This is a genomic window from Saccharopolyspora sp. MMCC62 (assembly GCF_057736575.1).
The window spans coordinates 253,408-272,453 of the sequence record NZ_JBYKCM010000004.1 but is presented as its reverse complement, the minus strand read 5'-3'; the positions used below and the strand labels follow the sequence as shown (position 1 = coordinate 272,453).

The following is a 19,046-nucleotide window of genomic DNA, read 5'->3' as shown; positions in this document are numbered from 1 at the left end:
AGACCAGCACGTTCGGTGCCGCGCGGGGAAACGCCTGCTTCGACGGGGTCCGGCGGAGAAGTTAGAAGCCCGCCTCACCGAGGGGGCGGGGTGAGGCGGGCAGCGTCAGATTACGCCGAACGGGTCAGAAATGACCACCGTTCCGCGCCGGGAAAACGGGACCGCCCGGGATGCGCCGAAGATCCCCTTCCGAGACCACCGCCGCGAACGGGCTCAGATCTCGTAGACCTCGCGGGCGTTGCCGTCGAAGATCGCCGACCGCTCCTGGTTCGACAGGCCGTCCAGCAAGCCCGACGTCAGCTCCAGCACCTCGCGGTAGGACGCCGACAGCAGGCACACCGGCCAGTCCGAGCCGAACAGCAACCGGCCGGGGCCGAACGCCGCCAGCACCACGTCCGCGAACGGCCGCAGCACGTCCACGTCCGGTTCCCGGCCCCAGCCGGCGGCCGTGACCAGACCGGACAGCTTGCACACCACGTTCGGGTGCTCGGCCAGCCTGCGCACCAGCACCGCCCACTCGGTCGGATCGCCGCCGACCGGCGGCCGGCCGCAGTGGTCCAGCACGAAGGTCAGCTGCGGGAACTCGGCCGCCGCCTTGATCACGGCGGGCAGCTGCTCCGGCCGCGCCACCACCTCGAACAGCAGGCCCGCGTCCTCCACCGCGGCGAGCCCGCGCAGCACGTCCGGCCGGGCCATCCAGTCCGCGTCCGGTTCGGCCTCCACCCGATGCCGGAGGCCGCGCAGCCACCGGCCCGCCGGGTGCGACAGCAGCGGACCGAGCTGCTCCCGCGCCGTGCGCGCGGTGAGGTCCACCCAGCCGACGACGGCGCCGATGCACTGCGCCGAATCGGCCAGCACCAGCATCTCCGGCGTCTCGTCCGGGTCCGCCGCGGTCTGCACCAGCACGGTGGTGTCCACCGAGGTGCCGCGGACGGCCTGCGCCAGGTCCGCGGGCCGGAAATCGCGGCGCAGCGGTTCCATCTCGGGTCCGGTGATCCACGGCTGGTCCCGGACGTCGATGTCCCACAGGTGGTGGTGCGCGTCGACGGTCATCGCTCGCTCGTCCTTCCCCGGATCCCGGCGATCAGCCCCACAGTGTGCTCGCCGCCCGGTGCGGAGCTCGGGGCGGGCGGGATTCCCGGCGCCGCGCGCTGCGGTACAACGGACGGATGCGGGAGTTGGTGCTCGGCCTCGACATCGGCGGCACGTCCAGCCGCGCCCTGGTCGGCGACCTGACCGGCCGGGTGCTCGGCAGCGGGTCCGCCGGGGGCGGCAACCCCAACTCGCACCCGCCCGAGCAGGCCGTCGCCCAGGTCGCGGCGGCGGCCCGCACCGCGCTCACCGGCCTGGACGGGGCAGCGGTGCGCTCCGCGGTGCTCGGCATGGCCGGGGTGAGCGCGATGACCGACCCGCGGGTGGCCGCGCTGTTCGAGGAGGGCTGGACATCGCTCGGGCTGGACTGCCCGGTGCGGGTGGTCAGCGACTGCGAGGTGGCGTTCGCCGCCGGGACCGGCGCCGCCGACGGGACCGTGCTCATCGCGGGCACCGGCGCCATCGCCGCCCGCATCGAGGACCGCCGGGAGGCGGCCGTCGCGGGCGGGCACGGCTGGCTGCTCGGCGACGAGGGATCGGCGTTCTGGCTCGGGCGGGAAGCGGTGCGGCACGCGCTGCGCACCGCGGACCGCGGCGAAGTGCCGGAGTCGGGGCTCGCCGGGGCGGTGCTGGAGCAGGTGCTCGGCGACACCGCGGGCGATCCGATGGCGGTGCGCAAACGGCTGATCACCGCGGTGAACGGGGCCGCGCCGATCCGGCTCGCCGAGCTGGCCCCGCTGGTCACCGCCGACTGCGCGGCGGGCGGGCCCGGGGCCGGGATCGTGGCCCGCGCCGCGGACGAGCTCGCCGACACGGCGGTGCGGGCGCGGCGGGACGGCGGCACTGGGCCGGTCGTGCTGGCCGGCGGGCTCACGGCCGACGGGAACCCGGTCGGCACCGCGCTGCGCGCCGCCCTCGCCGAACGGCTCCCCGGGGTGCCGCTCCCCGCGGCGGGACCGGGCGCCGCCGGGGCCGCCTGGCTCGCCGCTCTGGACCGGACCGGCGACCCGCCGCGCTACCCGGGGATCTGACCCGCGCTCGCCGGGTCGGGTCCGCTGCCCGCGGGCGGCGAAGCGCGGAGCCGACCACCTGATCGACCGGGACCGCCGCTAGTGCTCAGCGGCCTTCTCGCGAGGACGGCATCGTCCCTGGTGGCAGCGCCGCTCGGGGAACAGGTCCCGGGCCGCCGAGGTCCCGCCACCTCACCCCTGCGCGACCTGCGGATGGCGGAGCCCGGGGTGGTCGGACGGCAGGGCCTTCTTCAGGACCCACCAGCTGCTCGCCACGCACAGCGCCACCAACGGCCAGGTGAGCGCCGCCTGCGCCGCGCTCAGCGCCAGCACCGCATCGGCCAGCCACAGCGGGATGAACACGAGCAGCCGCACCACGTACTGCCCGACCCACACCCAGCTGGCCAGGCCGTAGCCGCGCAGCAGCGCCGGGTCCCGCCGCCACCGCTTCCCCTGCCCGAGCACGGCGCCGACGATGACGCCGAGCAGCGGCCAGCGGGCGGCGATGCTCACCATCCACATCAGCGCGCTCACCGCGTTGGTGACGAGCCGGGCGAGGAAGAAGTCCGCGGCGTTGCCGGTGTAGAGCGCGATCACCGCGCCGACCAGCACCGCGAGCAGGCTGATCAGCACCGCCAGCGGCCGGTCGCCCTTGCGCAGCCGCCACGCGCCGAGCACGGCACCGACGGCCACGGCCGCCGCGCCACCGGCGAGGATCGATTCGCCGCCGAGCCACCAGCCGAGGCCGAACGCCACCGGCGGCAGGCTGGCGTCGAGCGCGCTGGTGCGGCCACCGAGCAGCCCCATCAGCGAGTCCTGCTCGGATTCCGGGCGCCGCCCAGGGGTGCCCGCGTCCGGTTCGCCGTCGTCCGGGCCGGTCCGCGCCTGCCCCGTCTGCCGATCCTGCATCACGCTCTCCAGCCTGCCGCACCGGAGGCCGTGGACGCACCGGTGTCCCGGCGGATGCGCGTCACAGGCGGGGGTGTGCGGCTCGCATGCCTGTCTTCCAGCTCGTTCGCGGTGGTGGGGGCCGCGCGGTCGGGTCGGCGTCCGGTGGAGGTTCCGGCCGTGCCGGTAGGCAGTCAGCTCGCTCTCGATCATGTCACAGGAACGGCCACCGGTTTCGGGACGAACCGGACCGTTTCGCGCGGGCCGTCAGCCGCGGGCGAGGTGGGCGAGCTGCTCGGCCAGGAGCTCGGCGATGGAAGCCCGGTCCGCGGGCGCGCAGGTCACCAGCTCGCGGCCGTCCGGCGTGGTCTCGCCGAGCAGCGTGAACCGGCCGAGGTCGTTGTCGAACCAGGCGGGCCCGGCCGGAGCACCGCCGCGGCGGTCGCCGCCGGAGACCTGGAAGTGCCCGATGCGGTAGCGGGGCCGGGCGGTGATCTCCTCCAGCGCCCGGGAGTGCGCGGTCCGCTCGGCGCGCACCGGCTCGCCCGGCGGGATCGGTGCCTGCGGCAGCAGGTCGGCGCACACCTCGGGCAGGTCGTGCGGATCGAGGAAGTCGAGCCGCAGCCCGCGCCCGTCCAGCACGCCCACCACGCCCACCTCGCCGGTGGCGACGACGCGGGCGGCCAGCCGCTGCCCGGTGCGCACGTCGAGCAGCCCGGCCGCGGCGATGGACACCTCGGACCCGCACAGCAGGTACAGCGCGTCCTCCACCTCCGGTTCGGGCCTGCCGTCGGTGGCGAGACCGGCGGCTTCGAGCTCGCCCCACACCTGCCGGACGAGGCGGGTCCGTTCCTCGGCGGACTCCTCCGGCCGGGACAGTTCGAACGGGTACTGCCGGACGTCCAGGTCGAGCTGCTCGCCGAGGACGTCCACGGCGGGCAGCGAGAGGGCGATCGTGTCGACCATCGGCTGTCGCATCTCACCTTCGGTGCGGCGGGCTCGCTGCGGAGCCCGCCGGTCAGGGGGCGGAGCCCGGGGCTCCTCAGAAGTCGCGGTATCCCGGCGGTGCTTCGCCGAGCACCGGGGGTGCCACGAGGCGGCCGCCGCCGTACTCGTCGTCGTAGACGTCGTCGGCTTCGAGCAGGAACTGCGGGCCGCGGGTGCCCTCGTCCAGCTCGCCGGGGCGGTAGCCGCCGGTGCTGAACTCCCGTTCGCGGGACTCGTGCTGCGCTTCGTCGATCGCCGCCCAGGAGTTGCGGCGGGCGGGCCGCTGCGCGGAGGTGCGCGCCCGGGAGCTCATCGGGCCGAAGCCGCCGTCGGGGCGGGTTTCGGGCCGTTCCGGGAGCGCCGCCGGACGCTGTCGTTCGGGGCGCTGGGCGTCCTGCTGGTCCGCGGGGTGCGGGGGCTGCGGCTCGACCGGACGCTGCTGCTCGTTCGGGCGCTGCTGCTCCGGTTGCCGGGGCGGCAGCGGCGGCCGCACCGGTGCTCCCGGCGGCGGTCCCTGCTGGTGCGGCGGCGGCCCGTTCGGCGGCACGTCCGGCCGAGGCCCGGGCGGCAGGCCCTCCGGCGCGGGCGGTAGGCCCGCTGCCGCGGGCGGTAGGCCCTCCGGCGCTGGAGGCAGGTCCGCTGGTGCGGAGGACATGCCTTCTGGCGCGGGGGGCAGTGGAGTGCCGTGCGGCGGCGAGAGCTGCTCAGGTCCGGGCGGCACCGGGTTGCCGGGAGACACCGGGTTGCCAGGAGGCACCGGGACGCCGGGAGGCATCGGGGCACCGGAAGGCATCGGGGCGCCGGGCCGCGGTGCGCCCTGCTCGGCTCCCGGGGGCACCGGGTTGCCGGGCTGCGGGGCCTGGTCCCGCGCCGGAGCACCGTGCGGCGACGGGGTCTGCTCCGGCCTCGGCTGCTGCGGTCCGCCCGCGTCGGGCGGCAGCGGCGGGCCGGATTCCGGGCGCGGCTGCACCGGCCCTGCGCCGGACGGCGGGGCGAGTTGTCCCGGCTGCGGAACCTCCGGCGGCTGCGGAATCCCGCGCGGCGCCGACTGCGGGTCGAAGCCGGATTGCGGCGCCGACGGTCCGCCATCGCCGGGTCGTCCCGGAACCGGCCCGGGGTGGCCGGGCGGCTCCGGGGCGGAGCCCGGTCGGCCTGCGGGCGGCGGGCCCTGGTGCGGCTGCTGCTCGAACTCGGCGGGCGGGCCGATCAGGCCGCCCGCCACGGCGGGGGCGTCGGGCAGGTCGAACAGGTTCGGCTGCTGCTCCGGAGGCGCCTGCTGGACTCCGCCTGGCTGCGGGCGTCCGCGATCGACCGGGCCGGGATGCGGTGGTCCGGGCGGCGGAACCGGTCCGCCCGGCGGCGGACCCTGCCTGCCGGGCGCGGCTTGCTGCGGCCCGGGCGGCTGTTGACCGGGGTGCGGCGGACCGGCCTGGAACGGACCGGTGTGGGGCTGGCCCGCCTGAGGCTGGCCCGGCTGGGACTGGCCGGTCTGGGACTGGCCGACCTGGGGCTGGCCCGGCTGCGGCGGGCCGGTTTGGGCCTGGCCAGGTTGGAGCCGGCCGGGCTGCGGCGGCCCGGTTCGGCCCGGCCCCGGGCGACCCGGCTGGGGCGCGCCGGGGTGCGGCGGTCCCTGCCGCGGCAACGGCCCGGAAGCATGCCTGCGCGGCGCCTGCTCGGGCGGCACCGGCGGACCGGCCGGCGGCGGCCCCGGCACCGGCGTCGCACCGGGATGACCGGGCTGCACCGGCGCGGCCGCGTCGAACGGCTGCGGCGGGACCGGCTCGCCGGATCGGGGCGTTCCCGCGGGCGGCTCCGGCAGCGGGAGCTGCCCGGAGACCGGCCCTTCCGGCCGCACCTCCGCGCGGCCGCCGGGGCCGTGCGGGTGCGGTCCGGACTGCTCCGGCGCCCGGTCGGGCGCGGGCCGCCCGGTCCGCTGGGCGTCGAACGGGGGTCGTTCGGAGTCGAGCGGCTCGTCGTCGGTCCGCTGCTCCGCCGGCGCGTCCTGCTCCGGCGCGCCGGGCTGCGGCAGCGAGCCGAGCAGCGGGCCGGAGAAACCGGTGGGCCTGCTCGGCTCCCGCGGTTCGGCACCGGGCTCGGGCGACCGGGCCTGCTCGGCGAGCCCGCCCAGGTCACCGGAGAGGGCCGAGGTGCCACCGGCCGGATCCGGCCGCTCGGGCTGCGCGGGCCGCCGCGGCGCGAGGCCGCGGCGCTCGTGCGCGAACCGGTCGCCGAGCCGTCCGATCCGGCCCCAGAGCACGAAGGGGTCGGGTTCGGCGGCCAGCGCAGCGAACTCGGCGCGCAGGTCGAACCGGCCGGGCCGGGTCGCCGGGCGCGCGGGCCTGCGCGCCTCCTCCGGGTTCAGCTCCCCCTGCGCCAGCGGCTCGCCGCGGGCGGGCGTGCCGGCCGGCGGTTCCGGGAGGCGCCCGGACGGCGGCGGCTCGCCGGGGCCACCGGGCCGCGGCAGCCTGCCGGAGTCGTGCCTGCCGCCGGGGCGCGGCGGTTCGGGGGTCCCACCGGGCAGCGGCAGCTCCCCGGACGCCTGCAGATCACCGGCGCGGCGCAGGTCCGGCGCGGGCCTGCGGGGTCCGCCGCCGTCACCGTGCGCAGCGACGGCCCCGACCGGGTGCTCCCGGGCAGGTGATCCGGCGTGGTCGTGCGGAGTCCGCGCACCGGACTCCCGGAATTCCCCGGACATCAGGTGATCACCACCGAGAACGGATTCGGAATGGCGGAAATCTCCGGAAACGAGCGATTCGCCGGAAATGACGGTCTCGCCGGCGGAGAAGGATTCATCGGCGGTGCGGCCGCCGAATTCGGGCATCCGCGGTTCGCTGCGGAAGGCCGCGTCCGGGCCGAGTTCGCCGCCGAGCCGGGCACCGCCGGGCGCGTTCACCGGGCGCGGCGGAGCGGGCCGCCGGGTGGCGACACCGGGCGCGGGCCTGCCCGGCCTGCGGGCGGGCTCGCCGGGTTCGGCGTCGCGCGGCGGTTCGGGCTCCCGGCGTGGCGCGGCGGGCAGCGGTCGGCCCGCTGGTCCCGGCGCCGCCGGGTCGTGCGGTGACGTCACTTCTCCCCCAGCTCTCGGATGCACTTCGGCCGCCGCGGGCCCCTCGCCCGGGCGTTCGGCACCGGTGCGGCGCGCGTCGGTCCGACGTTCGCGGTCCGGCCGTCGTTCCCGCTCACGCACCTGCGGTCCGGGTACCGGCGCCGGTCCCGGCCTGCCGGGGCCTCGCGGCGCGAAGCCCTGCGTCGACGTCGTCCCCCACCGCGCGCAGGGTCGCCACCTGCGTCGATCGCGACATCACGAGCCCCCTCGTTGCTTCTGCTACCGCCGAGCGACATTAGCAGTCGCGTTCGAGGCGTACGGTGGTTTCCCGGCAAGCCACCACTATTCCCGCGGGTGCACGCGCGTGGCATCGATCGGTCTCGTTCGGCAAGGTGCGGCGCATCGCACGTCCGGCGAGTTCTCCGACTCGGAACGAAGTGCACCGGCGCGGAATAAAATCGGAACATTCGAGTGCCGTTACTCACTCCACCCGTAACCGACGGTGGCGTAGGTCGCGATCGGAGGACCACTGTGTTCTCCGGCGAATCGAACAGCGCAGGAGGAGGGCCGATGAACGGCCGGGAGCAATGGGACGGCGGAGCACGGCGGGCGAACTGGGCCAGTTTCGCCGCGTTGGGCGACAGCTTCACCGAGGGGATCGCCGACCCGGCTCCCGGCGGCGGCTTCCGCGGCTGGGCCGACCGCCTGGCCGAGCACCTGACGACCCGGGAACCCGAGCTGCGGTACGCGAACCTGGCGGTGCGCGGCAAGCTGCTCCGCCAGATCGTCGAGACGCAGGTGCCGCAGGCGCTGGAGCTGCGGCCCGCGCTGGTCTCGCTCGTCGGCGGCGGCAACGACATCATCCGGCCCGGCGGCGACCCGGACGAGCTGGCCGCGATCTTCGACGACGCGGTGGCGCGGCTGCGCGCGACCGGTGCGGACGTGCTGATCGGCACCGGTTTCGATACCTCGACGACGCCGGTGCTGCGACGGGTGCGCGGCAAGGTGGGCACGTACAACGCGCACCTGCGGGCGGTCGCGGACAAGCACGGCTGCTTCGTGGTCGACCTGTGGTCGATGCGGGTGCTGCAGGACCAGCGCGCGTGGAGCGACGACCGGCTGCACCTGTCCGCGGAGGGCCACCGTCGGGTGGCGCTGCGGGCGTGCGAGGCGCTGGGCGTCGAGGTCGACCAGGACTGGCGCACCGCGTGGCCGGAGCTGCCGACCCGCACGTGGCGGGTGCAGCGGGCCGAGGACATCCAGTGGGCCCGGGAGCACCTGGCGCCGTGGATCGTGCGCCGGCTGCGCGGGCGCTCCAGCGGGGACGGTCGCGGGCCGAAGCGGCCGTCGCTGGAGCTCGTGTGCACCGCGGGCGCCCAGTCCGGCAAGTCCGCCTCGGCGACCGAGGAGCGCGGCGCGTGCTGACCCGGGGCTGATCAGGGGTGGGAAGACGAAGTGCGGACCTCCGAGTGTCCCCCGCTCAAAGGCCCGCACCCACCCCCACGCCCTCCCGGATCGCTCCGAGCACCCCGTTCCGGAGTGTCCGCCCCGACCCGCCCGCTCGCGCGGGCTCGGCCGGGACGGCCGGGCGGCAATCCCCCCTCGGATTTCCCCCAGTGCCGCCCGGTGCGGGTCTCGTCTGGTGCCGACCCGCACGCAAGACACTTTCGCAGCGGGGACTAGACATCCGCTAAACGTCGGCTAAACGTCCCGGCGGGACGCCTGCGACCTGGGTCAATCCTCGTCGAGGGCGGCCAGCCGGGACCGCGCCTGGGCGGCGCGCGGCGAACCACCGGTCTCGAAGATCGACAGCGCGGTCTCCCACCGGGTGCGGGCCACCGACCGGTCACCGCGGGCCACCGCGACATCGCCGAGCCCCTGGTAGGCCGAGGCCTGGTGCATCGCGGAACCGCAGCGCTGCGCCACGTCGAGCGCCTCGTGGTGGTAGCCCTCACCGTCGTCGAGCCTGCCCAGCTCGATGCTGACCTCGCCGCAGTTGTTCAGCACCATGGCGAGCGTCTCGAGGTCGTCCGCCTCGCGGTACATCACCTCGGCTTCGAGCAGGTGCTCCAGCGCCTCGGCCAGCCGCCCGTTGGCCTGCTCGACCTGGGCGAGGTTGTTCAGCGCACCCGCCTCGCGGTACCGGTCGCCGAGCGTGCGGTAGGCGCGCAGCGCGTCCCGGCAGTGCACTTGCGCTTCCGCGTAGCGCTTCATCCGGAACAGCACCGCACCCATGTTGACCTGGGCCATCGCCAGCCAACCCGGGCTCCCGGTGGCGACGGCGCAGCGGTAGGAGTCGGCGTAGTGCGCGAGCGCCTCGTCGTGCTCGCCGGTGCGCGCGTACGCCACGCCGAGGCCCGCGGGCATCAGCACCTGCCCCACCGGGTCCGCGGCGAGCCGCGCCGATTCCAGGCCCACCGTGTAGATCTGGATCCAGTCCTCCCACGGGCAGCGCACCACCAGGTAGTTGAACTGGCAGCGCACCAGCCGCCACGCGTACTCGTGCAGGCCGTGGGCGTGCGCGGCGCGCACCGCGGCGACCAGGTTGGGCCATTCCGAGTCGAACCAGGCCAGCGCCTCGGTCCGGTTCCGGATCTCGGGCTGTTCGATGGTGGAGTCGCCGGACAGGTCGAGGTCGTCGCGGGCGGGGCGCAGGAAGCGCCGGGCGTGGTCGGCGACCACCAGGTAGTAGTGCAGCAGCCGGGTGAAGGCCTTCTCGTCGCGGTCGGCGTAGCCCTGCTCGGCCCGTGCGGAGGTCCCGTCGGCGGCGGTGAGCAGTTCCCGCGCGTAGAGCCGCAGCAGGTCGTGCATCCCGAACCGGTCCGGTTCCGGCTCGGTGACCAGGTGCGCGAGCGCGAGCGCCCGCAACCGCCGGTAGGCGGCGGGCGGATCGGTCTCGCAGACGGCGGCCACCGCGTGCGCCGTGAAGGTGTGCCCCGGCACCAGGCCGAGCTGCCGGAAGGTGGCGGCGTGCACCGGGTGCAGGTTCCGGTAGGAGATGTCGAAGGCGCGGCGCACGCTGGTGTCGGCGTCGTCGATGTCCAGCGCGTGCAGCCGGTTGCCTTCGTCGGTGAGCTCGCGGACCAGGCTCGCGACGCCGCGCGCGGGGTTGGCGGCGAGCCGGGCGGCGGCGATGCGCAGCGCCAGCGGCAGCCCGCCGCAGAGTTCGGCGAGCTCGCGGGTGGCTTCGGGTTCCGCTGCGGAACCGTCGATGCCGCCCGCCCGGTCGAGCAGCGCGACGGCGGATTCGGTGGGCAGCGTCTCCAGCGGCAGCACCCGCGCACCGCTGCGCACGACGAGCCCGTCGAGCCTGCGCCTGCTGGTGACCAGCACCAGCGAGCGGGAGCTGGAGGGCACCAGCGGCCGCACCTGCTCGGAGTCGCGGGCGTTGTCCAGCAGGACCAGCACCCGCCGGTCGGCGAGCAGCGACCGGTACAGCGCGGCCCGGTCGTCGAGGTCGACGGGGATCGCGTCGGCGGCGACGCCGAGCGTCTTCAACATGCTGGTGAGCGCCTCGCCGGGGGACAGCGGCGCGCGTTCGGAGTCGAAGCCGCGCAGCGAGGCGTAGAGCTGCCCGTCCGGGAAGGCACCCGCGACGCGGTGCGCCCAGGTGATGGCGACGGCGCTCTTGCCGACGCCCGCGGTGCCGGTGAGCACGGCGAGCAGCGTGGTGTCCCCGCGATCGCGTTCGATCATGCGGTCCAGCACGCCCATCTCGCGTTCCCGGCCGACGAATCCGGCGACGGCGGGCGGGAGTTCGGCGGGCACCGGGCCGACGGGCGCGACTTCCCGGTCGGCCTGCCGCTGGGTGCCGCTGAGCAGGGCTTCGTCGTCGCGCAGCAGCCGTTCGTAGAGGGTGCGCACTTCGGGCCCCGGGTCGATGCCCAGTTCGTGCGAGAGCCGTCCGCGCAGCGCGTGGTAGCGGGCCTGGGCTTCGGCGCGGTTGCCGGACCGGTAGCCGGCGAGCATCAGCAGGTAGGTGAGGCGTTCGCGCAGCGGGTACTGGTCGACGAGCGCGGACAGCTCGATGACGAGCCGGTGGTGCCTGCCGAGTTCGAGTTCGGAGGCGATGCGCTCTTCGAGGGCGAGCAGCCGCAGCTCGTCCAGGTTGGTCCCGACGCTCTGGTGCAGCCGTTCGGCGGCGATGCCGGAGAGCACCGGTCCGCGCCACAGCTGCAGCGCTTCGGTGAGCAGCGCGGCGCGGGCCGCGGCGTCCTTGCCGTGCGCCTCGTTGATCAGGGTGCGGGCGCGGTGCGCGTCGATGCGCTCGGGGTCGATGCGCAGCAGGTAGCCGGGCGAGCGGGTGAGCACTTCGGGCCGCCCCGGCGCGTCCGGGCGGCCGTGGCCGTGCAGCAGCCTGCGGATGCGCGAGATGTAGCCGTGCACGATGGTCCGGGCGGTGGTGGGTGGCTCGTCACCCCACAGGGTGTCGATCATCCGGTCGATCGAGACCAGCTGGTTCGGTTCCAGCAGCAGGCAGGCGAACGCGCCGCGCACGGAGGCGGAGCCGAGCCGCAGCGGCTCGTCGTCCAGCCGCACCTCCAGCGGGCCGAGCACCCGGAAGGTGAACCCGGGCGGGCCGGCGCCGACGACCTGGTCGGCGCCCGTTCCGCCGGGCACGGCGTCCCTGCCCTGCATGCCCCTCGACACCTGCCGTTCGCTGCGTGTTCGATCCTCGCCAGTTTCGGTCACCCGGGCTCGCGGAGTCCACTCTCGGCGAAGCGGACACACGGTAGCGATCTTCGGGTCGGCACCCGGTGACACCGGGCCGGGCGTCACCCGATCGGCCCAAGGCCGTGTTCCTCGCCGGTTCGGCGGGCGACCACGCCGAAAGTTGATCATTCATCGAACCCGAGGTCAGCCGCGGGGTGCCGCACCGCACGCGGCGCAGATGCTCGCGGTGGACGGATCGGCGCCGGGCCCGCGGTATCGCCCAGTAGAGTCGGCCCCGATCGATCATCGTTCGACAGCGCCGCCCGAGAAGGAGCCCGCCGCGTGCCCACCCCGTCCACAGTGGTCGATCGCGCCGTGGGCTGCCTGCTCGGCGGGGCTCTCGGCGACGCGCTCGGCGCGCCGGTCGAGTTCCAGCAGCTCGACGGGATACGAGCCGAGCACGGCGAGCAGGGCATCACCGAACCGCCCCCGCAGGCCCTGCTCGGCGACGCCACCCAGATGACGCTGTTCACCGGCGAGGGCTACCTCAGCGCGTGGACCCAGGGCAACAACGGCGGCCAGTGGCGCCCGGTGGAGACCGTCACCGCGGCGTACCGCCGGTGGCTGATCACCCAGCAGGAGTCGAAGCCGCCACCCGGTGCGACCGGTCTGCTCGCCGAGGGCGAGCTGTACGCCAGCCGAGCCCCCGGGCTCACCAGCCTGCGCGCCCTCGGCGAACCGGAGCTCGGCAGCCCGGACCGGCCGCGGAACAGTTCCAAGGGCTGCGGCGGCGTGGACCGCAGCACCCCGATCGGCTTCGCGCCGAGCGCGACCATCGCCTACGGACTCGGCTGCCGGCTCGCCGCGCTCACCCACGGCGGCGCGGGCGGCTGGGCGTCCGCGGGCACCCTGGCGCTGATCGTGCACCTGGTCGCCGTGCAGGGCAGGCGGCTGCCGGACGCGGTGGACCAGGCGACCGGGCGGGTGCTGCGCGACGACGGCGAGACCGCCGGGCTGCTCGCGGAGGCGGCGAGCCTGTCCCGGATGGGCGCCTCCGTCGCGCACGTGGAACGGCTCGGCCAGGGCTGGATCGGCCCGGAGGCGCTGGCGATCGGCGTGTACTGCGCGCTGGCGCTGCCCCGGCCGGAGCAGTTCCCGGCGGCGCTGCGGCTCGCGGCGAACCACTCCGGGCACAGCGACAGCACCGCGGCGATCACCGGTGCCCTGCTCGGGGCGCGGCACGGCACGGCGGCGCTGCCGCGGCCGTGGCTGTCCCGGCTGGAGCTGGCGGACGTGGTGGAGCGGATCGGCCACGACATCGGCGCGTCCTGCGCGGGCGAGAAGTTCAACGAACGCCGCTACCTGGGCCTGGACCCGCAGCTGTCCACGCCCTGATCAGGCCTTGCGGGCGACCCCGGCGAGCATCCGGGAGCGCTCCGGGTCCCCGGTGAACTCCTCGTGGCCGTCGGGCCGCCAGCTCGGCGCGTACACCAGGCCCGGCTCCAGCATCTCGAAGTCGCCGAAGAACGCCTGGACCTCCGCCTTGGAGCGCAGCTGCCCGGGGTGGGTGGACTGCTCGTAGGCCTCCACCAGCCGCTCGTTCGCCACCTGCTCCTCCGCGGTCGCGTCCGAGGTGGTCCAGTGCGACACGGCCAGCAGCGATCCGGCGGGCAGCCGTTCCCGCAGCGCGGCGACCGACTCGTGCGGGTGCTCGGAGTCCTTGGAGAAGTGCAGCATCGAGACCATCAGCAGGCAGGTCGGCTCGTCGAGGTCGAACACCCCGGTGCGGTCCAGCAGCGGCCACAACCCGTCCGGGTCGGCGATCGGGTCGGCGCGCAACGCGTGGTGCCGCCGCGGATCGCCCTCACGGGCGAGGATGAGCCCGCCCAGCGACTGCACGACCGGGTCGTTGTCCACGTAGACGACCCGCGCCCGGTCCTCGTCGGCGCCGGGAGCGGAGCTCCAGTGCAGTTCGGCGACCTCGTGCACGTTGCCCACGGTGGGCAGCCCGGAGCCGATGTCGAGGAACTGGCGGAATCCGGCGTCCAGCGCGTGGCGCACCACCCGGTTCAGGAAGCGGCGGTTCTCGCGGGTGTAGGACTTGATGTCCGGGATGATGTCCACGACCCGCTGGCCGAAGTCGCGGTCGATCTCCCAGTTGTGCGCCCCGCCGAGGAACCAGTCGTAGACCCGCGCGGCGCTCGGCGTGGTGACGCTGTCCCGCATCTCCACGGGCACCGCTGCGATCGGGTGATGCAGTGTACTCATCCGCTCTCCTGGACCGCCCCGTTCACGGGTGTCGCCGTGAACCGGCTCCACCTTCGCCCATTGGGATCAAGATTCCAACCCTTCTGGGGCCTCAAGTGTGACGCCTGCAACGAGCGTGCCACTCGTGCGGGTGGCGCGCGCCTCGGCCCGGCGCGCACGCGGCGCACCGGGCCGAGCAGTGGTGATCAGCGGGTGATCGGCGCGGCGTCCCGCGCCGCGACGAACTCCGGCCGCGGCCGCCGCGCGGCGAACGGCGCCACCGGGGCGTTGTGCACGCTGTTGAACACGATGAAGATGTTCGACCGCGGGAACGGCGTGATGTTGTTGCCGGACCCGTGCATCGTGTTCGAGTCGAACCACAGCGCCGAGCCCGCCGGGCCGGTGAACTGCTCGATGCCGTGCTCGTAGCCGAGCCGGGTGATGTCGTCCTCGCCGGGCACCCCCACCTTCTGCTCCTTGAGCGAGGACTTGTAGTTGTCCCCCGGCGTGCGCCCGGCGCAGGACACGTAGGTGCGGTGCGCGCCCGGCATGACCATCAGGCCCCCGTTGAACGGGTAGTTGTCGGTGAGCGCCACCGACATGCTCACCGCCCGCGGTGCCGGGAGGCCGTCCTCGGCGTGCCAGGTCTCGAAATCGGAGTGCCAGTAGAACCCGCTGCCCTTGAACCCCGGCATGTAGTTGATCCGGCTCTGGTGCACGTACACGTCGGAGCCCAGGATCTGCCGCGCGCGGTCGAGCACCCGCGGGTCGCGCACCAGCGCCGCGACCAGCTCGCTGGTGCGGTGCACTTCGAACAGCGAGCGCACCTGGCCGGAGTCCTTCTCCACGACGGTGCGCTCGTCGGCGCGCACCTCGGGATCGTCGGTGAGCCGGTCCAGCTCCTGCCAGTACTCCTGCACCTCCGCCGGGGACAGCAGGTCCGGCACGGTGTGGAACCCCTTCGCGTCGTGCGCGGCGAGGTCCTCGGCCGAGGCCGGGCCGGTGCGGACCCCGCGCCACACGACGGGATCGGTGCGATCGATGAATGCGGACTCGGCTCCGCGCCGAGTCGGATAACGGTCCTGAGTCGTCACGTCCGCGACGGTCATCAGTTGCGCCTCCTTCGCGAATTACCGCCGGAGCGGCCGACTCCAGAATCGGCCGCCATTTCTCGGTTCCTCGTTCGGTGGCAATTCCCGGATATCCGGGATGCGTCGCGCACCGCGGCAGGCAACCAGACGCTCCTCGGCTACCCGACCCCTGCGGTCATTACGCATCCGGAATCCGGCGCGAAAAAACCGCCCACGGCCGCGGGGGCGGCACGTGGGCGGTTCGAGGCGGACCGCTACCGGATCAGTCCTCCACGATCAGCGGGTACACGCCGTTCTCGTCGTGCACCTCGCGACCGGTCACCGGCGGGTTGAAGACGCAGACCGTGCGGATGTCGGTCTTGGGGCGGACCTGGTGCTTGTCGTGCTCGTTGAGCATGTACAGCGTGCCCGGCTTGAGCTGGAAGACCTCACCGGTCGACTTGTTCTCCAGCTCGCCCTCGCCCTCGTACACGAAGACGGCTTCGATGTGGTTGGCGTACCAGAAGTCGTTCACGGTACCGGCGTAGAGGGTGGTCTCGTGCACCGAGAAACCGACCTTCTCCCGCGCCAGCACGATGCGCTTGCTGCGCCAGTTCTCGGTCTGGATGTCGTCGTCGGTGTTCTCGACCTCGTCGAGCCTGCGAACGAACACAATGCCCTCCTTCGGGGTGCCGGGGATACCGGGGATGCCGAACGCGACGGCCGGCCCGGACTGCGGGCCGGCCGTTCGCGTACGTCTTTGTCAGGCAAGCACAGCTTGCACGGAATCGACGATGATCTGAAGACCCTGTTCGAGTTCCTTGTCGGTCACGGTCAGCGGCGGCATGATCTTGATCACTTCGCTCTGCGGACCGGAGGTCTCCAGGATCAGCTTCCGGTCGAAGGCCGCCTTGGAGATCTTGCCCGCGACCTCCGGGTCCTCGAAGCCGAGGCCGCGCGCGAGGCCGCGGCCCTTCGCGAGCGCGCCCTCGTACTTGTCGGCGATCTCGCCGATGACCTGGCCGACGCGCTCGCCCTTGGCGATGGTGCTGCGCTGCAGCTGGTCGTCGCTCCAGTACAGCTTCAGCGCCTCGGAGGCGGTGACGAACGCCGGGTTGTTGCCGCGGAAGGTCCCGTTGTGCTCGCCGGGCTCCCACACGTCGTGCTCGGACTTGATCAGCGTCAGCGCCATCGGGAGGCCGTAGCCGCCGATGGACTTCGACAGGCAGACGATGTCCGGGGTGATGCCCGCTTCCTCGAAGCTGAAGAACGGTCCGGTGCGCCCGCAGCCCATCTGCACGTCGTCGACGATGAGCAGCATGCCGTGCTTGTCGCACAGCTCGCGCAGGCCGCGCAGCCACTCCGGACGGGACGAGTTGATGCCGCCCTCGCCCTGCAGCGTCTCCACGATCACCGCGGCGGGCTCGTTCAGGCCGGAACCGCTGTCCTCCAGCAGCCGCTCGAAGTACAGGAAGTCCGGGTACTGCCCGTCGAAGTAGTTGTCGTAGGGCATCGGCGTGGAGTGCACCAGCGGGATGCCCGCGCCGCCGCGCTTCATCGAGTTGCCGGTGACCGACAGCGAGCCCAGCGTCATGCCGTGGAACGCGTTGGTGAAGCTGATGATCGACTCGCGGCCGGTGATCTTCCGGACCAGCTTCAGCGCGGACTCCACCGAGTTCGTGCCCGTCGGCCCGGGGAACTGGACCTTGTAGTCCAGCCCGCGCGGTTTCAGCAGCTTCTCGTCGATGGTCTCGAGGAACTCGCGCTTGGCCACGGTGGCCTGGTCCAGGCCGTGCGTGACGCCGTCGCGCTCGATGTACTCGATCAGCTTGCGCTTCAGCAGGGGGTTGTTGTGCCCGTAGTTCAGCGCGCCGGCGCCGGCGAAGAAGTCCAGGTAGGGCGTGCCGTCCTCGCCGTAGAGCCAGCTGCCACCCGCCTTGTCGAACGTCGTCGGCCAGGTGCGGCTGTAACTGCGGACCTCGGATTCGAGGCTTGCGAAGATGTCGTTCACGATCCTCCGTTCGCGGCGGCCGGAGCGGCCACCGGCTGCAAGTCGGTCATGGTCCCCACCCGGAGACCTGCCGTCGGAACTCGTTCGTCTCTGCGGCGCGGCGCGGTCCGCGCCCGCACGTCCCGCATCCCCGGCTCCCACCGGGTCGGCGCGGCGCGCTCGCGGTCAGTCCGCCGGACGCGGTGCCGCGACGGCTTCACCCGTCGCGACGCCGGGGGCCGCGAACGGGCCGATCCGGTAGAGGTCCTCGCCCAAGTGCGCGTCCGGGAACAGCTCGGCGCCGAACAGCTCGCTGCGAGCGAGCTCGGTGCCGCGGTCCCTGGCCAGCGCGGAGAACAGCTTGATCGAGGCGGTGTTGTCCGCGGTGATCGTCGTTTCCAGGTAGCGCACGCCTTCCGGCTCCAGCCGGTCGACCAGGTGGCCGAGCAGCTGCCCCGCCACCCCGCGACCGCGCTGCGACGCGTCCACCGCCACCTGCCACACCATCAGCACGTCCGGGGCGTCCGGACGCCGGTAGCCGGTGACGAAGCCGACCACTTCGCCGCCCTCGCGCGCCACCGCCGTGGTGTGCGCGAAGTCCCGGCACCACAACAGGTACGCGTAGGACGAGTTCACATCGAGCACTCGCGAATCACGGGTGATCCGATAGAGTGCGGGACCGTCCGCGACGACCGGAATGCCGATCTCGACCGGAGCGGAAGAGCCGCTCCCCGCATTCCGTCCGCCATTCGGTCCGTCGCCGTTATGGCTGGGTTTGTCGCCGGTCATGCTTTGCCAACTTAACAGAACATCCGTAACGCGTCAGGTACTCAGCCGTTTCCTGACGCCGCTACCAGGCGATACTCGATTTTCCACGTGATGAGCACTACAGGATCGTTGCATCTCGCGTCAGCGCGGTGATAACGATCTATCACGCATACTGATCGAATATGCGAACAGCGGACGTGACCTGCGGAAACGTCCGCCGCAGGGCCGTGCCCAGGGCCGCCGCGATTGCGTCGGAGAATTTTCGCCGAGTTCACCGGAATTGCGATCTTCGACCGCGATCCGGGACCGCGGGTGAGCCGAGCCTCACTTTCGGCCACCGGAAACCTCCGGAAACGCGGACGTCCGGGGCCGCCGTGGCGACCCCGGACGTCGTGCTGCCGGGTCTTGCTGGGTGTCGCGGCGATCAGACGCCGGCGACCTCCTTGATCCAGTCCCGGTACTCGGTGATGTTGTTGTACGCGGTCGAGGTCGCGCGGTCGCTGGTGGAGGCCACGCCGACCTGCTTGCCGTTGGAGAACATCGGGCCGCCCGAGTCGCCACCGGCGGTGATGCCGTTGATGCGGTCCGCGCAGACCGCGGTGCCGCCGCGGTAGTCGGTGCAGGCGATGTCGGTGACCTTGACGTCCGCCACCTTCAGGTTGTCCGCCTGGCACTGGGCCTCGGGCTGGTCGGTGCAGGTGGCACCCCAGCCGTAGACCTGCACGGTGTCGCCGTTGTTCACGTCGCCGGTGGTGCCCAGCGGCGAGAACTCGACGTTCATCGGGCGGTCCACGTTGACCAGGGCGAGGTCCACGCTGTCGTGGATGTGCACGCCGCCGGACTTGGCCTTGAACTCCTCACCGTCGTGCTGGTTGAGGCTGCCCACGTGGAAGCTGATCGCGTCGCCCGCGCCCTCGACGCAGTGCTGCGCGGTGAGCACCCACTCCGGCGCGATGGCGGTGGCGGAGCAGGCTTCCTGACCGTTGTTGAACTGCCGCACGGCCCAGGGAGCGTCGGTGGCGTTCTCGCCATCGATGATCATCGGCTGCATGTCGGTGGGGGCGGCCGCGGGGGCGGCCTGGGCGGGAACGGCGAAGGCGGCGGCGGCGAAGGCCACGCCGGCGACGCCGGTCAGCACTCGTGCGAGGGACACGCTGATCTCCTCTGGGTAGCAGCGGCAACGCTGTGGGGACGGACAAGTCCCCCTATGACCTCACCCATACGTGTAATGGGTCAACCAATTGGTCACTATTCGCCACCACACTGGCCGATCGGGACCTGATCGAGATGCGCCGTTC

14 protein-coding genes are annotated in these 19,046 nt (G+C 73.5%); 3 read left to right on the top strand and 11 right to left on the bottom strand.

The window, feature by feature from the left end:
* Nucleotides 1-213 precede the first annotated feature (213 nt).
* The gene (locus AC29IT_RS11720; RefSeq protein WP_488218714.1) at nucleotides 214-1,053 is read right to left on the bottom strand and encodes an amidohydrolase family protein; all 840 of its coding nucleotides are present in this window, start codon (nucleotides 1,051-1,053) and stop codon (nucleotides 214-216) included.
* A gap of 116 nt (nucleotides 1,054-1,169) precedes the next feature.
* Here AC29IT_RS11720 and AC29IT_RS11715 point away from each other — a divergent pair, with 116 nt between their 5' ends.
* Nucleotides 1,170-2,123 (top strand): N-acetylglucosamine kinase, encoded by a 954-nt coding sequence (locus AC29IT_RS11715; protein ID WP_488218713.1) that lies wholly within the window; start codon nucleotides 1,170-1,172, stop codon nucleotides 2,121-2,123.
* Nucleotides 2,124-2,294: 171 nt separating this feature from the next.
* Here AC29IT_RS11715 and AC29IT_RS11710 read toward each other — a convergent pair whose 3' ends face one another.
* From AC29IT_RS11710 to AC29IT_RS11700, 3 genes are all read right to left on the bottom strand, one after another.
* Complete coding sequence (locus tag AC29IT_RS11710) at nucleotides 2,295-3,011, bottom strand: DUF3159 domain-containing protein (protein ID WP_358442310.1); 717 nt, start codon at nucleotides 3,009-3,011, stop codon at nucleotides 2,295-2,297.
* 246 nt (nucleotides 3,012-3,257) lie between these two features.
* The gene (locus AC29IT_RS11705) at nucleotides 3,258-3,968 is read right to left on the bottom strand and encodes an ESX secretion-associated protein EspG (protein ID WP_488218712.1); all 711 of its coding nucleotides are present in this window, start codon (nucleotides 3,966-3,968) and stop codon (nucleotides 3,258-3,260) included.
* Between the two features lie 64 nt (nucleotides 3,969-4,032).
* A complete protein-coding gene (locus tag AC29IT_RS11700) occupies nucleotides 4,033-7,041 on the bottom strand; it encodes a hypothetical protein (protein ID WP_488218711.1) in 3,009 nt (1,002 codons plus the stop codon).
* A gap of 549 nt (nucleotides 7,042-7,590) precedes the next feature.
* On the opposite strand from AC29IT_RS11700, the gene AC29IT_RS11695 reads away from it, so the two are divergent.
* Nucleotides 7,591-8,445 (top strand): SGNH/GDSL hydrolase family protein, encoded by an 855-nt coding sequence (locus AC29IT_RS11695; RefSeq protein ID WP_488218710.1) that lies wholly within the window; start codon nucleotides 7,591-7,593, stop codon nucleotides 8,443-8,445.
* Nucleotides 8,446-8,754: 309 nt separating this feature from the next.
* On the opposite strand, the gene AC29IT_RS11690 is transcribed toward AC29IT_RS11695, so the two are convergent.
* The gene (locus AC29IT_RS11690) at nucleotides 8,755-11,658 is read right to left on the bottom strand and encodes an AfsR/SARP family transcriptional regulator (protein ID WP_488218709.1); all 2,904 of its coding nucleotides are present in this window, start codon (nucleotides 11,656-11,658) and stop codon (nucleotides 8,755-8,757) included.
* Between the two features lie 357 nt (nucleotides 11,659-12,015).
* Between AC29IT_RS11690 and AC29IT_RS11685 the strand changes: the two genes are divergently transcribed.
* Nucleotides 12,016-13,068 carry an ADP-ribosylglycohydrolase family protein gene (locus AC29IT_RS11685; RefSeq protein ID WP_488218708.1) on the top strand — a complete coding sequence of 351 codons (1,053 nt, stop codon included), beginning with the start codon at nucleotides 12,016-12,018 and terminating at the stop codon, nucleotides 13,066-13,068.
* Here the strand turns inward: AC29IT_RS11685 and AC29IT_RS11680 are convergent, their stop codons facing one another.
* The 6 genes from AC29IT_RS11680 to AC29IT_RS11655 all read right to left on the bottom strand — a co-directional run bounded on the left by AC29IT_RS11680 (nucleotide 13,069) and on the right by AC29IT_RS11655 (nucleotide 18,901).
* Complete coding sequence (locus AC29IT_RS11680) at nucleotides 13,069-13,941, bottom strand: SAM-dependent methyltransferase (RefSeq protein ID WP_358435071.1); 873 nt, start codon at nucleotides 13,939-13,941, stop codon at nucleotides 13,069-13,071.
* A 185-nt stretch (nucleotides 13,942-14,126) separates the two neighbouring features.
* A complete protein-coding gene (thpD, locus tag AC29IT_RS11675) occupies nucleotides 14,127-15,029 on the bottom strand; it encodes an ectoine hydroxylase (protein WP_488218707.1) in 903 nt (300 codons plus the stop codon).
* 244 nt (nucleotides 15,030-15,273) lie between these two features.
* Nucleotides 15,274-15,663, bottom strand: a complete 390-nt coding sequence (locus tag AC29IT_RS11670) for an ectoine synthase (RefSeq protein WP_224960833.1) — start codon at nucleotides 15,661-15,663, stop codon at nucleotides 15,274-15,276.
* A gap of 90 nt (nucleotides 15,664-15,753) precedes the next feature.
* Nucleotides 15,754-17,001 (bottom strand): diaminobutyrate--2-oxoglutarate transaminase, encoded by a 1,248-nt coding sequence (ectB, locus tag AC29IT_RS11665; RefSeq protein ID WP_488218706.1) that lies wholly within the window; start codon nucleotides 16,999-17,001, stop codon nucleotides 15,754-15,756.
* 165 nt (nucleotides 17,002-17,166) lie between these two features.
* Nucleotides 17,167-17,769: a diaminobutyrate acetyltransferase gene (gene ectA, locus AC29IT_RS11660; protein WP_358435061.1), complete on the bottom strand. Its 603-nt coding sequence runs from the start codon at nucleotides 17,767-17,769 to the stop codon at nucleotides 17,167-17,169.
* Between the two features lie 403 nt (nucleotides 17,770-18,172).
* Complete coding sequence (locus tag AC29IT_RS11655) at nucleotides 18,173-18,901, bottom strand: S1 family peptidase (protein WP_358435058.1); 729 nt, start codon at nucleotides 18,899-18,901, stop codon at nucleotides 18,173-18,175.
* Nucleotides 18,902-19,046 lie beyond the last annotated feature (145 nt).

What these genes read in the sequence shown, in the direction of transcription:
- AC29IT_RS11720 (WP_488218714.1), bottom strand. Translation starts at nt 1,053, where the DNA reads ATGACCGTCGACGCGCACCACCACCTGTGGGACATCGACGTCCGGGAC.
- AC29IT_RS11715 (WP_488218713.1), top strand. Translation starts at nt 1,170, where the DNA reads ATGCGGGAGTTGGTGCTCGGCCTCGACATCGGCGGCACGTCCAGCCGC.
- AC29IT_RS11710 (WP_358442310.1), bottom strand. Translation starts at nt 3,011, where the DNA reads ATGCAGGATCGGCAGACGGGGCAGGCGCGGACCGGCCCGGACGACGGC.
- AC29IT_RS11705 (WP_488218712.1), bottom strand. Translation starts at nt 3,968, where the DNA reads ATGCGACAGCCGATGGTCGACACGATCGCCCTCTCGCTGCCCGCCGTG.
- AC29IT_RS11695 (WP_488218710.1), top strand. Translation starts at nt 7,591, where the DNA reads ATGAACGGCCGGGAGCAATGGGACGGCGGAGCACGGCGGGCGAACTGG.
- AC29IT_RS11690 (WP_488218709.1), bottom strand. Translation starts at nt 11,658, where the DNA reads ATGCAGGGCAGGGACGCCGTGCCCGGCGGAACGGGCGCCGACCAGGTC.
- AC29IT_RS11680 (WP_358435071.1), bottom strand. Translation starts at nt 13,941, where the DNA reads ATGAGTACACTGCATCACCCGATCGCAGCGGTGCCCGTGGAGATGCGG.
- thpD (WP_488218707.1), bottom strand. Translation starts at nt 15,029, where the DNA reads ATGACCGTCGCGGACGTGACGACTCAGGACCGTTATCCGACTCGGCGC.
- ectA (WP_358435061.1), bottom strand. Translation starts at nt 17,769, where the DNA reads ATGACCGGCGACAAACCCAGCCATAACGGCGACGGACCGAATGGCGGA.